The following is a 13,664-nucleotide window of genomic DNA, read 5'->3' as shown; positions in this document are numbered from 1 at the left end:
CCCCGGCGCGATTTCGCAAGCTGCACCTTGCCTGGGCCGGCCAGACGCGAAATTCTCGTTGGCCACGGCCGCCCCCGCCACCATCCCATGCGGAGACCTGCGATGCTTTCGACCGACACCGCCCGCCTGCTGGCGGGTTACAATCGCTGGTGCAACGAACGGCTCTACCGTGCCGCCGCCGATCTCACCGCCACCGAATTGCGGGCCGACCGCGGCGTGTTCTTCGGCTCCATGCTGGGCACGCTCAACCATCTCCTCGTCGCCGACCGGATCTGGATGCGGCGCTTCACCGGCGCAGGGGACGCGCCGGACCGGCTCGACGCCATCCTGTTCGAGGATTTCGCCGATTTGCAGCAGGCAAGACAGGCCGAGGACGCCCGGATCGCCCACTGGATCGACGGCCTGTCCGATCACGACCTCGACAGTCCCATCTCCTACCGTTCGCTTTCCGAACCGCGGGAATTCACCCAGAAGCTCGGCGCCGCGCTGCTCCACGTCTTCAATCATCAGACCCACCATCGCGGTCAGGCCCATGCGATCCTTACCGGATTCGGCCGGGCGGCGCCGGGGTTCGACCTCGTGACCTACCAGCGCGAGACCGGATACTCCTAGCGAGGGAGCGGTCGCGGCGCCGGTCGCGACTGCCTTGGCGGGCAACTGTCTCCCATCGTCCCCTTCCGCACCGCGTCATGGCGTGGCAAAAGCTGCGCCATGCTTCAGATCACCAATCTTTCCGCGCGCGTCGCCGGGCGCCTTCTCATCGACAATGCCAGCCTGTCGCTGCCGGCCGGCAGCAAGGTCGGCCTTGTCGGCCGCAACGGCGCGGGCAAGTCGACACTGTTCAGGATCATCACCGGCGAACTGGCGGCCGAGACCGGCAATGTGTCGTTCCCGAAGAACACCCGCCTCGGTCAGGTCGCCCAGGAGGCCCCCGGCACCGAAGAGTCGCTGATCGAGATCGTGCTGAAGGCCGACCGCGAACGCGTCGATCTGCTGGCCGAGGCCGATACGGCGACCGATCCGGGCCGTATCGCCGACATCCATACCCGCCTTGCCGATATCGAGGCCCATTCCGCGGAAGCCCGCGCCTCGTCCATCCTGTCGGGCCTCGGCTTCGACATGGCGGCCCAGGCCCGGCCCGCCTCGTCCTTCTCGGGCGGTTGGCGGATGCGCGTCGCGCTGGCCGCGGTGCTGTTCTCGCGGCCCGATCTGCTGCTCCTCGACGAGCCGACGAACTATCTCGATCTGGAAGGCACGCTCTGGCTCGAGAATTTCGTCTCGCGCTATCCCTACACCGTGATCGTCATCAGCCATGACCGCGACGTCCTGAACAACGCGGTGAATTCGATCGTCCATCTCGACCAGAAGAAGCTGGTCTTCTACCGGGGCGACTACGACCAGTTCGAGCGCCAGCGGGCCGAGAAGCTGGAGCTCCTGCAGAAGTCGATCGTCAAGCAGGAAGCCGCCAAGAAGCACATGGAGGCCTTCGTCGAGCGCTTCCGCGCCAAGGCGTCCAAGGCCAGGCAGGCCCAGTCGCGCCTGAAGGCGCTGGAACGCATGCAGCCGCTGCAGGGCATCGTCGAGGAGCACGTCACGCCCTTCGTCTTCGAGGGCCCGGAGAAGCAGGCCGCCTCCCCGATCATCCGCATGGAACATGTGACCGTCGGCTACGAGCCCGGCCGGCCGATCCTGTCGGGCCTCGATCTGCGGATCGACACCGAGGACCGGATCGCCCTCCTCGGCCAGAACGGCAACGGCAAGTCCACCTTCGCCAAGCTCCTGGCCCAGCGCCTGCGCGAGCAGAGCGGCACCATCACCCGCGCGCCGGGGCTGAAGATCGCCTTCTTCGCCCAGCACCAGATCGACGATCTGCGCCCGGCCGAAAGCGCCGTGCAGCATGTCCGCCGGCTGATGCCCGATGCGACCGAGCCGAAGGTCCGCGCCAAGGTGGCGCAGATGGGCCTGCCGACCCAGAAGATGGACACCGCCGCCGAGAAGCTGTCGGGCGGCGAGAAGGCCCGGCTGCTGATGGGCCTTGCCACGCTGGATGCCCCCAACCTTCTGATCCTCGACGAGCCGACCAACCATCTCGACATCGAGGCGCGCGAGAGCCTGGTGCGGGCCCTGAACGACTATCCCGGCGCCGTCATCCTGATCAGCCATGACCGCCACATGGTCGAGGCGACGATGGACCGCTTGTGGATCGTCGCCGACGGCACGGTGTCGCGCTATGACGGCGATCTGGAAGACTACAAGAAGCTGGTCCTGTCCGGCGCGACCAAGGGCAGCGGCGCTCCGCCCGTGGGCAGCGCCGGCGAGGTCGCCCCTGCGCCCGCGCCGGTTTCCAAGGTCGACCAGCGCCGCCAGGCCGCCGAGCGCCGTGAGGCCCTGAAGCCGCTCAGGAAGAAGATCAGCCAGCTCGAGATCCAGATCTCGCGACTCCAGAAGACCATCGAAGCCTTCGACGAGAAGCTCGGCGATCCGGCGCTCTACACGAGCGATCCGGCCAAGGCGAGCGAGCTCAACAAGCAGCGCGCCGCGGCCGCCAAGACGCTCGCCGCCTGCGAGGAAGACTGGCTCGGCCTGACCGAGGAACATGATTCTGCGATGGCTGCAGAATAACGCTATCGACCGCCGCGAAGCGGCAACGCGTGAACGGACGGTCGTGATCGCAAGCAACGTTCCTGGCTTGCGGTGGACGTCACGAAAATGACATCTTGGCTGCACACGCCTGCAACACGTCGTTGCCGGCGTTCGGTCGGCGCTGGCTGTCCCCGCGTGGCGGCCCCGCCATGTCGAAGCCGCCCTCTGGCCGCCCGTTCCTTCGGACAGTCATGGAGAGCGCTTCAGGAAAGCACCTTGCATGCGCATCTCATATACCGGCCTGTCAGGCCTTCCCGGAGACATACTGCATGTCGTGCGACAACGGCTGCATTGGCGGGAGCTGGCGGTGTTCGCGGCCATCGCAGCGGGGGCGATTCTGGTCGCGATCGCCTGCAGCCTCCTTCTGGTGGGCGGTATCGATGGCGACGCGACGATCGCCGAGAACAGCCCGCATGAACTGCTGCAGGTCGCAACCGTCGCGCTCGCCGCCATCGGCTTCCTGATCGCCGCTTTGCGGTTCGACTTCGAGACCTTCTACGTGACACTGCTCGGCAGCTTCGGCTGCGCCATGGCCAGCATGCGCGAGACGCCGGCCTGCTCCAGCAGCTTCTACGAGGGTGGTCCGTGCCTGACCGGCACATACAAGGATCTCATCCCGTTTGCCTTGGCGCTCGGCGCCGTGGCGCTATTGCTGTACCGCCGGGTGCCGCTGGCCCGTAGCATCCGCGAGGTCACACTGTTCTGGCTCGTGCCGGTGGGCGCCAGCGCGCTGATGCTCGTCGGTGCCGAATGGGCCGAGGCTCGCAACGCCGTCTGGATCGAGGAAACGCTGGAGCTTGCGAGCTTCGCCAATCTCCTCGCTCTCGCCCTGATCGTCCATCTGCAACCGGGCTGGTACCGGGCGACGCTCACCGCGGCGAAGACGGTGCCTGCCCATCTGGCGCGGCAGACCGCACCGGCCGATACGCGCGACGAACGCTGGCTCGGTGGTCGCAGCAGCGAACGCTGACATCCGGCAGAGCGATCGCCGGCTCAGGCCTTCTTGATCCAGCGGCTGTCGTCGTTCTGCTGCCAGTAGGTGACGGCGTGCCCGGCGGCCTTCTCCACCTTCCAGCGCGAGCGCGCCAGATCGAGCTGTTCGGCGTCGTGGCCGTCGAAGAGGTAGACCGCCCGCACATAACCCTCGAGGCTCGCCGGCACGGCCCCGTCGACGAGGAACCGCACCTGCGGATCGTTGGCCTTCTGCTCCGCCTCGACCGTCAGGAGGATCGGCTGCAACGCACCGCTGCTGTCTGAATCGCTGCCATGCGGCAGGAAGCTCTCGTCGCGATAGACCCAGAGATGATGGTCGAGGGCGTCGCGGCGTTCCTCCGAGGAGAACTGCACCACGACGCGCCACCCCCGCCCCAGGCTCTTCTCGAGAAGGTCGGGCAGCGCCTCCTCGAGCCGGCTCTGGGTCAGGTGATAGAACAGGACCTCGGTCATCGGGCCCCGTCCTAGCCTGCCTGGTAGTGGTCGGACACCAGCCGGTCCAGGAGGCGCACGCCGAAACCCGACGCCCAGGACTGGTTGTACTCGTTGGCCGGCGAGCCCATCGCCGTTCCGGCGACGTCGAGATGCGCCCATGGCACGTCGTTGACGAAGCGCTGCAGGAACTGCGCCGCGGTGATCGCGCCGGCCGCCCGTCCACCGCCGATATTCTTGATATCAGCGAACTTGCCCTCGATCATCTTGTCGTATTCCGGCGCCAGCGGCAGGCGCCAGACCTTCTCGCCCGCGCCGATGCCCGCCGCCAGCAGCCGGTCGGACAATTCGTCATTGTTGGAGAACAGGCCGGCATGCTGGTTGCCGAGCGCCACGATGATGGCCCCGGTCAGTGTCGCCAGATTGACCATGAACTTCGGCTTGAAGCGGTCCTGGCAGTACCAGAGCGCATCGGCCAGAACGAGCCGCCCTTCCGCGTCGGTGTTCAGCACCTCGATCGTCGTGCCCGACATTGCGGTGACGATGTCGCCCGGCCGCTGGGCATTGCCGTCGACGGAGTTCTCGACGAGGCCGACGATGCCGATGGCGTTGACCTTGGCGGAACGGCCGGCCAGCGCGCGCATCACGCCGACCACGGCGGCCGCACCACCCATGTCGCCCTTCATCTCGTCCATCGAGCCCGCCGGCTTGATCGAGATGCCGCCGGTGTCGAAGACGACGCCCTTGCCGACGAAAGCGATCGGCGCCTCGTCGTCCGGACCGCCGTTCCAGCGCATGATGGCCAGGCGCGGCGGCCGCGGCGAGCCCTGCGCGACGCCCAGTAGCGCGCCCATCTTCAGCTCCCGCAACTGCGCCTCGCCGAGGATCTCGACGTCGATGCCCTGCTGCGACAACGCCGCGATGCGGTCGGCGAACTCGACCGGCCCGAGAACATTCGCCGGCTCGTTGACGAGGTCGCGGGCGAGCATCGTGCCGGCGGCGATCGCCTCCTGGACCGCGTAGGCGTCCATTGCAGCGGCGACATCTGCGACGGCCAGGGCGATCTTCGAGGCGACCTTGGGCTCGTCCTCGCCGTTCTTGCGCGATGATTTCGTCTTGTAGAGGTCGAAATCATAGGCGCGCAGGCTTGCGCCCGCTGCGAGCATCGCGGCTTCGGCGGCCGAGACGTCGCCGTCGGCCCGCTCGCAGTGGATCGTCACCTCCGACGCGCCCTTGGTCTTCGCGGCGATGATTCCGCCGAGCTTCAGCCAGTCCTCGTCGGTCAGCGGCTTGTCGGCATGCGTGCCGACGACCAGCAGCCGGTCGGCATCGACATCGGCGGGCGCCAGGACGTCGAGTGTCGCAAGGTGCTTGCCCTTGAACTTGGCGATACCCGCGGCGCGCGATACGAGGGACCGAACCGCGTCGCCCGCACCCGCCGCCAGGCCGGCATCCTTGCCGGCGAGGACGACCAGCACACCCTTGGCTGGTGCATCCTTTGCGACGAACTCGATCGAGGGAAGGCTGGCCATGACGTCTCCTGCAGGTCGAATGAAATCGTGTCGCGGCGGGACAGCCGTCCGGGGGCGGCATGCGGCGACGCGGGCAATGATGGTCGGGACGGGCCGCATTGCAAGGCCCGCGGCCGAAGATACGCCCTGTTCACCATCGTTCTTCGCCCTTCTTTAGCCAAGCTGGTGTAATCTTCCTTCCAAGACGAGAGCCGGCCGCCGGCTGTTTCTCCAGGCCCACGCCGGCCGCAAGTGAAAAATCGAGCGAGGCAATGGGCAGATCTGCAGCCGCGGGAACCGGAACCGCATGACGATTCTGGAACGCTACATCTTCAAGCGAGCCTTCGTGTATGCGGCCTCTTCGCTGACCTCGCTGGTGCTGATCGTCTGGATCGTCCAGGCGCTGTCGCGCATCGACGTGGTCAAGACCAGCGCATCGGCCGCCAGCAACATCTTCTGGATCGCCCTGATGCTACTGCCGGACCTGTTCGCCGGGGTCCTGCCCTTCGCGCTGCTGATCGGTGCGATCCAGGCGCTGAACTCGCTGAATTCCGATTCCGAACGGGCCGTCATCTCGGCCGCCGGGGCCTCTCAGGCCGTCATCGCGCGGCCGATCGTTGCCCTCGGCCTTCTGGGCGGCCTGATCATGCTCCTGATCGGCAATGTCGTCGGGCCAGCCTCGATGAGCGCGTTCCAGAACGGTATCCGCTCGATCAACGCCGACATGATCACCCTGTTTCTGAAGCCCGGCCGCTTCGAGCAGGTGCAGGACGGCATCGTCATCAGCATCGGCGACGTGAACGGTGCGACCGTCGAGAGCCTCGTGATCGCCGACACCCGCGACCCGGCCAGCGACCTCACCTATTTCGCCCGCGAGGCGAAGATCATCGACGAGGACGCCAGTTCGCTGCTGCTCCTGTTCGACGGCCAGCTCCACCGCCGCAACACTGCCGACAACAGCGTCTCGGTGATCCAGTTCCAGACCTATGCCTTCGATCTCGCCGCGCTGCGGCCGGCCACCGACAACAGCTGGGTGCGCGCCTCCGAGCGCAGCACCGCGGCGCTGATCTGGCCTGATCCCAATGATGGCCTCTACCAGGAACGGCCGCACAGCTTCACCGAGGAACTGACCGACCGCATGACCAACTGGCTTTTCGCCATCGCCTTCGTCCTGTGGGCGATCGTCGTTGCCGGCCAGCCCTCGACCAACCGCCAGGGCACCGGCCCGGCGATGACGGTCGGCCTGTGCGGCGGGCTGGTGCTGAAAGCCGCCGGCTTCGTCACGCTTTCCCAGATCGAGCAGGGCGTCTTCTGGGTGGTGATCTCCTATCTGCTGCCGCTGGCCGCCATCGTCCTGAACAGCGTGCTGATCTGGCGCAATTTCGACCTCGCCGGCTGGGCGCCGTTGCAACAGGCGACGACCGCCCTGCAGGACGGCTATGCCGCCCTGTTCGGCCGGCGCCGGGCCGCGGGGGCTGCGCGATGAGGAACTGGACCCTCAACCGCTATTTCTTCCGCCTGTATGTCGTCAGCTTCCTGTCGACGCTGCTAACGGTCTTCGCGCTGATCTACCTGATCGACCTGATCGAGGTCAGCCGCCGCAGCCGCTTCGAGGATCTCGGCTTCGGCGCCACAGCCCTCTTCTCGTTGCTGCGGGTGCCGAGCTTCATCGGCCAGGCCTTCCCTTTCATCGTCCTGTTCTCGTCGATCTACACGCTCCTGACCCTCAACCGGCGCCTGGAACTCGTCGTGGCGCGTGCCTCCGGCGTCTCGATCTGGCAGATCCTCCTGCCCTTCGTGGTGGGCTCGTTCCTGATCGGGATCGTGGCGACCTTCGTCTACAATCCGCTGACCGCCTATACGAAGACCCTGTCCGAGGACATGCAGACCACCATGACCGCCGGGGGCGACGTCTCGAGCTCGGACCGCGTTCCGTGGCTGCGTCAGGAGGGCGACGGCATCCAGTCGATCCTGGGCGCCAAGACGGTGGCGCGCAGCGGCACGGTTCTCGGCGACATCACCGCCTTCGTCATGAACGACGAAGGCATCGTGAAGGAGCGCATCGACGCGGCGCGTGCGGTTCTCAACGACGAATACTGGCTTCTGGAGAAGCCGCGGGTGACGCGGGTCGGCTACCGGCCGGAATTCCCGCAGGAATACAAGCTTCCCACCAGCCTGCGCCCCGAATATGTCGAACAGCGGATCGCCGATCCCGAGGCGATCTCCATCTGGCAGCTCGGCTCGAAGATCGACGTTGCCGCCAGTCTCGGCTTCAACACCGACGCCTTCCGGATGCAGTACCACACGCTAGTGGCGCAGCCGGCCCTGTTCATCGCCATGACATTGCTCGCCGCGACCGTCGCCACGAGGTTTTCGCGCACGGGCCAGTCTGGTAGGACGATTGCGGGCGGTGTTATGGCCGGATTCGTGCTTTACGTCGTCACGTTCTTGGCGAAAGCTCTCGGAAGCAATGACGTGGTACCACCGGTTATGGCAGCGTGGTTTCCGGTCTTGGCGGCAGGATTGTCTGGGGTGACGATCCTGCTCCATCAAGAGGATGGTTGAGTATGGTTGCGAGGGGGGCCAGTCGCGCAGAACGCCGCGACGCGCAGGCCAGCATACGGGCGGTTCTCCTTGCGGGAACAGCCATTTGCGGCCTCGGCTTCGGGGGCCAGGCAGCGTGGGCACAGGCGGTCATTCCGGCCGACATGTCGGTGCCGGACGACGCCCAGATGTTCCTGGAAGCCGATACCGTCACCTACAATACCGACAACTCCATCGTCACCGCTTCCGGCGGTGTGCGGATCGACTATGGCAGCTACAAGCTGGTCGCGCGGAACGTCACCTACGACCAGAACACCCGTCGCCTGGTGGCTTCGGGCGATGTGGAATTGCAACAGCCGGACGGAAATAAGGTCTACGCGGACAGCATCGACATCACCGATGATTTCCGCGACGGCTTCGTCAAGGCGCTGCGGATCGAGACCCCGGACAACACCCGTTTCGCCGCCCGTGACGCCGTGCGTCAGGACGGCAGCGTCACGACCTTCCAGCAGGGTGTCTACACGGCCTGCGAAGCCTGCCGCGAAAACCCGGATCGGGCGCCGCTCTGGCAGGTGAAGGCCCGCAGGATCGTCTGGGACCAGACCGAGAAGGAAGTGCGCTACTACGGCGCCAAGTTCGAACTGCTCGGCGTGCCGATCGCCTACATGCCGTACTTCCAGTCGCCGGACCCGACGGTCAAGCGCAAGACCGGTTTCCTGACACCGACCTTCAAGTCGTCGAGCAATCTGGGCTACGGCCTGCGCACCCCGTATTTCATCGACATTGCCGACGACAAGGACGTCACCCTGTCCGGTACATATTACACCAAGCAGGGCTTCCTGGCCGAGGCCGAGTACCGCCAGGCCTTCGAGAACGGCTTCTTCACGCTGCAGGCCGCCGGCATCAGCCAGAACGACCCGGATGCCTTCGCCGGCGACAATGTCTACAACACGACGACCGGCGAACTCATCAGAGCCTCCCCCGACTTCGACAACACCGAACGCGGCATGATCGGGTCGAAGGCGCAGTTCGCCCTCAGCGAGCGCTGGACGCTCGGCTGGGACGTCATGGTGCAGTCGGACGAGAACTTCTCCGCCACCTACGAGATCCCCGGCTACGGCGACACCGTGAAGACGTCGGAGATCTATCTGACCGGTCTGGGCGACCAGAGCTATTTCGACCTGCGCGGCCAGAAGTTCCAGTACCAGTCGGTCAACCCCAACGCCGCGGATACCCAGCCGCTGGTGGCGCCGAGCTTCGACTACGAGCGCATCGAGCAGGAAGGCGTTCTCGGCGGCGAAGTGAAGCTGGAGATGAACGTCGCGTCGCTGCACCGTGACGACGGTTCGGTCAACCCGATCTGCGCGACCTCGCTCTACCTCGTCAACGACATGTACGAAGCCTGCCGGGCACCTTTCGCCGGCCAAAGTCAGTATCGGACGGATCTCCTGCGCTACAACGCATTAGAGGGAGATTACACACGGGTATCGACGGATCTGGCGTGGCGTGACGCGTATACGCTGCAGTCTGGTTTGGTACTGACTCCGATGGCGTCGGCTCGCGGTGACTTCTATGCGGCCGACATGTATTCGAGCGGCTTCAACAATACCTTCGGCCCTCAGGGCGCCCTGTCGCTGGACGATACCGGCACGCGCGGCATGGCGACCGCGGCGATGGAAGCGCGCTACCCCTATCTGATCGAGACGGCCAATTCCTCGCATGTGATCGAGCCGATCGGTCAGGTCATCCTGCGGCCGGACGAGCAGAAGATCGGTCTCCTGCCCAACGAGGACGCGCAGACGCTGGTGTTCAACACCGCCAATCTGTTCGCACTCGACAAGTTCTCCGGCTACGACCGGATCGAGGGTGGCTCGCGCGCCAATGTCGGCGTCAAATACGCCGGCAATTTCGACGGCGGCTATTCGGTCAACGCCGTGTTCGGCCAGTCCTACCATCTGGGCGGCGTGAACTCCTTCGCGCAGACCGATCTGGCGCTGGTCGGCTACGATTCCGGTCTGGAGTCCGGCCGCTCCGACTATGTCGGCTCGATCGCCGTCGGCACGCCGATCGGCGTCACCCTCGGCACCCAGGCCCGCTTCGACGAGGAGAGCTTCGCTGTCCGGCGCACCGACGTGTTCGGAACCTACGGCTCGTCCGACGCCACCGCGACGGTGACCTACACCAACATCGACGCCCAGCCGATCTATGGCTCGATCGAGGATCGCAGCCAGATCACCGGTTCGGGCACGCTGAAATTCGCCGAGAACTGGAGCGCTTTCGGTTCGGTCGGCTACGACATCAAGAACCAGTCGGTGGTCGAGAAGACCTTCGGCATCGGCTATGCCGACGAGTGCTTCAGCCTGCTCGTCTCCTACCAGGATACGGTGAACCGCTATTCGCAGGAATCGGATTCCTCGCGGCTGATGTTCACCATCGGGCTCCGCACGATTTCCGATTTCGGCTATTCCTACGATCTCGGCGACGACGGCTGACATCCGTTCGCCCCGCCGCCGGGCGAACGGCCGACCAGATCACGGTTTCGCCAAAGCTGCACGCTACGAGCAGTCCGGGCTTGCAGGCGAAACGGCTTTGCGGGAGCCTTGCCCTGTGCGACATCCGGGCGGATGGACGCCATGAGCGGGCGCACGACAGGGCGCCGGAGCGGGACGCGCCGCATTCAGGGAGTTGAAGCAGTCATGATCGTTGGAAACGTCGCCAGACGCGCGGCCCTCGCATTCGTCCTTGCCGGGTCGGCCGCGGCCACGCTGCCCGCCACCACCGTATCGGTACAGGCCGCCAGCGAGATCAAGGCGGTGGTAAACGGCATGCCGATCACCAGCTACCAGATCCGCCAGCGGGCCGCCTTCCTGCAGCTGCGCCGCGTCGGCGGCAATGCCACACAGAAGGCGACCGACGAGCTGATCGACGAGGCGTTGAAGAAGCAGGAGATCGGGCGCCGCGGCATCGCCATTCCGGACGAGGCGGTCGACGAGGCCTTCGGCCGCTTCGCTGCCGAGAACAAACTGACCCGCGAGCAGCTCGGACAGGTGCTGTCGCGCGCCGGTTTCTCCTCGGACGGCTTCAAGGACTACATCCGCGTGCAGATGGGCTGGGGGCAGGCCGTCCAGGCCAACATGCGCAGCACCGAGCGACTGAGCGAGCAGGATGTGGTCCAGCGGATGCTGGCCCAGGGCGGCGAGAAGCCGAGCACCACCGAATACACCCTCCAGCAGGTGATCTTCGTCATCCCTGACGCCCAGCGTTCGGCCTTGATGGCACAGCGCAAGCGCGAGGCCGAAAGCATGCGCTCGCGCTTCCAGTCCTGCGAGTCGACCTACGAGTTCGCCAAGGGCCTGCGCGACGTCACCGTTCGCGACCTCGGCCGCGTCGCACAGCCGGAATTGCCGCCGCGCTGGAAGAAGGACATCCAGGCGACCTCGGTGGGACGCACCACGCCGGCCCAGGCCACCGAACGCGGTGTCGAATTCATCGCCGTGTGCAACACCCGCAACATCTCCGACGACAAGGCCGCGGCTCTCGTCTTCCAGGCACGGGAGATGGAAAAGCTCGGCGAACAGGCCGAACCCGACGCAGCCTATCTGAAGAAGCTGCGCGATAGAGCTCAGATCGTTCGCCGCTAAGGGGCAGTTCATGCGGGATTTTGCGATGGATGCACCGATCGCGGTGACGCTCGGCGATCCGTCGGGTGTCGGCCCGGACATCGTGATCGCGATCCATGGCGACCACCGGGCCGATCTGCCGGCTTTCTTCGTGATCGGCGATCCCGACGTCCTCGCGTCGCGGGCCCGCCGTCTCGGCCGCGATCTGGCCATCGCGATGATCCACAATCCGGCGGAAGCGCATGGCGTGCCCGCCGGCACCCTGCCCGTCCTGCCGCTGGTCAACCGCCAGTCCGATACTCCCGGCCGGACCGACCCGGCCAATGCCGCCGGCACGATCGAGGCGATCGACCGGGCGACGGCACTGGTGCTGGAAGGCGGCGCCGCTGCGGTCGTCACCGGACCGATCGACAAGAAGGCGCTCTACGACGCCGGCTTCCACCATCCGGGCCATACCGAATATCTGGCGCATCTGTGTCAGCTGCGGCTCGGACGTCCCTTTACGCCCGTCATGCTGCTGACCGGTCCGGACCTCTCCTGCGTCCCGGTGACCATCCATATCCCCATCGCCGAAGTGCCGGCCCAGCTCACCGCGGAGCTGATCGAGACGACCTGCCGGATCGTCGCCGCGGACTACCGCGCCCGCCTCGGCATTGCGCGCCCGCGTCTCGCGATCGCCGGTCTGAACCCGCATGCCGGCGAGAAGGGGGCGATCGGCACCGAGGACGAGACGGTGATCCGCCCGGCCGTCGCGCGCCTGCGCGCTGCCGGCATCGACGCGGCCGGGCCGCTGCCCGCCGACACGATGTTTCATCCGCTGGCCCGTGCCCACTACGACGTCGCCGTCTGCATGTATCACGACCAGGCGCTGATCCCGGCCAAGACGCTGGCCTTCGACCAGACGGTGAACGCCACGCTCGGCCTTCCGATCATCCGGACTTCGCCCGATCACGGCACGGCCGCCGACATTGCCGGCTCGGGCGACGCCCGGCCCGACAGCTTCCTCGCGGCGATCCGGCTGGCCGGGCGCATGGCCGAAATCGGCAAGAGTGCAGGCAGCACCGTGACGGCCAACGCGTGAGCCCCATCGACAGCCTGCCGCCCCTGCGTGCGGTCCTGGAAGAACACGGCCTCGATCCCAAGCGCAGCCTCGGCCAGAACTTCCTTCTCGATCTGAACCTCACCGGTCGCATCGCCCGACAGGCGCTGCCGCTGGAGGGGGCGACAATCGTCGAGATCGGCCCCGGTCCCGGCGGCCTGACCCGCGCGCTGCTCGCCGAAGGTGCCTCGCATGTCGTGGTCGTCGAGAAGGACAGTCGCTGCATTCCGGCGCTCGAGGCCATCGCCGCGCACTATCCCGGGCGGCTGGACATCCGCCGCGCCGATGCGCTGGACTTCGATCTGGCGGAGGTTGCACACCCCGACGGCGCCGACGCGCTGAAGATCGTCGCGAACCTGCCCTACAATGTCGGAACGCAGCTGCTGCTCAACTGGATCGCGACGCCGCAATGGCCGCCTGTCTGGTCGAGCCTGACCCTGATGTTCCAGCGCGAGGTGGCCGAACGCATCGTGGCGGTGCCCGGCTCGAAGCATTATGGCCGTCTCGGCGTTCTCGCCGGGTGGCGGACGCAGGCCAAGATCCTCTTCGACGTACCGCCGGAAGCCTTCACCCCGCCGCCCAAGGTCACCTCCTCGGTGATCCAGCTCCGGCCGCGCGCCGAGCCCGAGCCGGCGAGCCTCGCCGCGCTCGAACGCGTGACCGCCACCGCCTTCGGCCAGCGCCGCAAGATGCTGCGCCAGAGTCTGAAGAGCCTTGGCGGCGAAGCGCTTCTCGTGGCGGCCGATATCGATCCGCAGCGCCGGGCCGAAACCCTTTCGATCAGTGAATTCGTCCGCCTTGCCAACGGCTTGGACTAGCCGG

Annotated in this window: 11 protein-coding genes; 9 read left to right on the top strand and 2 right to left on the bottom strand. The window is 66.3% G+C overall.

The features are described from left to right. Positions 1 to 102 precede the first annotated feature (102 nt). The 3 genes from SI859A1_RS08535 to SI859A1_RS08525 all read left to right on the top strand — a co-directional run bounded on the left by SI859A1_RS08535 (position 103) and on the right by SI859A1_RS08525 (position 3,613). Complete coding sequence (locus SI859A1_RS08535; RefSeq protein ID WP_009209395.1) at positions 103 to 612, top strand: DinB family protein; 510 nt, start codon at positions 103 to 105, stop codon at positions 610 to 612. A 99-nt stretch (positions 613 to 711) separates the two neighbouring features. Then, the gene (locus SI859A1_RS08530; protein WP_009209394.1) at positions 712 to 2,622 is read left to right on the top strand and encodes an ABC-F family ATP-binding cassette domain-containing protein; all 1,911 of its coding nucleotides are present in this window, start codon (positions 712 to 714) and stop codon (positions 2,620 to 2,622) included. A gap of 241 nt (positions 2,623 to 2,863) precedes the next feature. Further along, the gene (locus tag SI859A1_RS08525; protein WP_040325585.1) at positions 2,864 to 3,613 is read left to right on the top strand and encodes a hypothetical protein; all 750 of its coding nucleotides are present in this window, start codon (positions 2,864 to 2,866) and stop codon (positions 3,611 to 3,613) included. Positions 3,614 to 3,636: 23 nt separating this feature from the next. On the opposite strand, the gene SI859A1_RS08520 is transcribed toward SI859A1_RS08525, so the two are convergent. Together SI859A1_RS08520 and SI859A1_RS08515 are read right to left on the bottom strand one after the other, a co-directional pair. Continuing rightward, on the bottom strand, positions 3,637 to 4,089 hold the full coding sequence (locus SI859A1_RS08520) for a DNA polymerase III subunit chi (RefSeq protein WP_009209392.1): 453 nt from the start codon (positions 4,087 to 4,089) through the stop codon (positions 3,637 to 3,639). Positions 4,090 to 4,100: 11 nt separating this feature from the next. Further along, entirely contained in the window at positions 4,101 to 5,600 is a 1,500-nt protein-coding gene (locus SI859A1_RS08515) for a leucyl aminopeptidase (protein ID WP_040325583.1), read from the bottom strand. 286 nt (positions 5,601 to 5,886) lie between these two features. On the opposite strand from SI859A1_RS08515, the gene SI859A1_RS08510 reads away from it, so the two are divergent. The 6 genes from SI859A1_RS08510 to rsmA all read left to right on the top strand — a co-directional run bounded on the left by SI859A1_RS08510 (position 5,887) and on the right by rsmA (position 13,660). Then, positions 5,887 to 7,065 (top strand): LptF/LptG family permease, encoded by a 1,179-nt coding sequence (locus tag SI859A1_RS08510; protein WP_009209390.1) that lies wholly within the window; start codon positions 5,887 to 5,889, stop codon positions 7,063 to 7,065. Continuing rightward, a complete protein-coding gene (gene lptG / locus SI859A1_RS08505; RefSeq protein WP_009209389.1) occupies positions 7,062 to 8,144 on the top strand; it encodes an LPS export ABC transporter permease LptG in 1,083 nt (360 codons plus the stop codon). Before SI859A1_RS08510 ends, lptG begins: the two co-directional genes overlap by 4 nt. A gap of 143 nt (positions 8,145 to 8,287) precedes the next feature. Beyond that, positions 8,288 to 10,615, top strand: coding sequence for an LPS-assembly protein LptD (locus tag SI859A1_RS08500; RefSeq protein ID WP_244400950.1), 2,328 nt, complete (start codon positions 8,288 to 8,290; stop codon positions 10,613 to 10,615). 204 nt (positions 10,616 to 10,819) lie between these two features. Then, positions 10,820 to 11,764, top strand: coding sequence for a SurA N-terminal domain-containing protein (locus SI859A1_RS08495; RefSeq protein WP_050767485.1), 945 nt, complete (start codon positions 10,820 to 10,822; stop codon positions 11,762 to 11,764). A gap of 25 nt (positions 11,765 to 11,789) precedes the next feature. After that, positions 11,790 to 12,824 (top strand): 4-hydroxythreonine-4-phosphate dehydrogenase PdxA, encoded by a 1,035-nt coding sequence (gene pdxA / locus SI859A1_RS08490; protein ID WP_244400948.1) that lies wholly within the window; start codon positions 11,790 to 11,792, stop codon positions 12,822 to 12,824. Continuing rightward, positions 12,821 to 13,660: a 16S rRNA (adenine(1518)-N(6)/adenine(1519)-N(6))-dimethyltransferase RsmA gene (rsmA, locus tag SI859A1_RS08485; RefSeq protein WP_009209385.1), complete on the top strand. Its 840-nt coding sequence runs from the start codon at positions 12,821 to 12,823 to the stop codon at positions 13,658 to 13,660. Before pdxA ends, rsmA begins: the two co-directional genes overlap by 4 nt. Positions 13,661 to 13,664 lie beyond the last annotated feature (4 nt).

The organism is Aurantimonas manganoxydans SI85-9A1 (assembly GCF_000153465.1).
Lineage (GTDB): Bacteria > Pseudomonadota > Alphaproteobacteria > Rhizobiales > Rhizobiaceae > Aurantimonas > Aurantimonas manganoxydans.
The sequence above is the reverse complement of the archived record's forward strand: the minus strand, read 5'-3'. Positions and strand labels throughout refer to the sequence as shown.

Bases quoted from the DNA above. Each gene is read 5' to 3' on its own strand.
- SI859A1_RS08510 (WP_009209390.1), top strand. From the start codon at position 5,887: ATGACGATTCTGGAACGCTACATCTTCAAGCGAGCCTTCGTGTATGCG.
- lptG (WP_009209389.1), top strand. From the start codon at position 7,062: ATGAGGAACTGGACCCTCAACCGCTATTTCTTCCGCCTGTATGTCGTC.
- SI859A1_RS08530 (WP_009209394.1), top strand. From the start codon at position 712: ATGCTTCAGATCACCAATCTTTCCGCGCGCGTCGCCGGGCGCCTTCTC.
- SI859A1_RS08500 (WP_244400950.1), top strand. From the start codon at position 8,288: ATGTCGGTGCCGGACGACGCCCAGATGTTCCTGGAAGCCGATACCGTC.
- SI859A1_RS08515 (WP_040325583.1), bottom strand. From the start codon at position 5,600: ATGGCCAGCCTTCCCTCGATCGAGTTCGTCGCAAAGGATGCACCAGCC.
- SI859A1_RS08525 (WP_040325585.1), top strand. From the start codon at position 2,864: ATGCGCATCTCATATACCGGCCTGTCAGGCCTTCCCGGAGACATACTG.
- SI859A1_RS08520 (WP_009209392.1), bottom strand. From the start codon at position 4,089: ATGACCGAGGTCCTGTTCTATCACCTGACCCAGAGCCGGCTCGAGGAG.
- SI859A1_RS08495 (WP_050767485.1), top strand. From the start codon at position 10,820: ATGATCGTTGGAAACGTCGCCAGACGCGCGGCCCTCGCATTCGTCCTT.
- SI859A1_RS08535 (WP_009209395.1), top strand. From the start codon at position 103: ATGCTTTCGACCGACACCGCCCGCCTGCTGGCGGGTTACAATCGCTGG.
- pdxA (WP_244400948.1), top strand. From the start codon at position 11,790: ATGGATGCACCGATCGCGGTGACGCTCGGCGATCCGTCGGGTGTCGGC.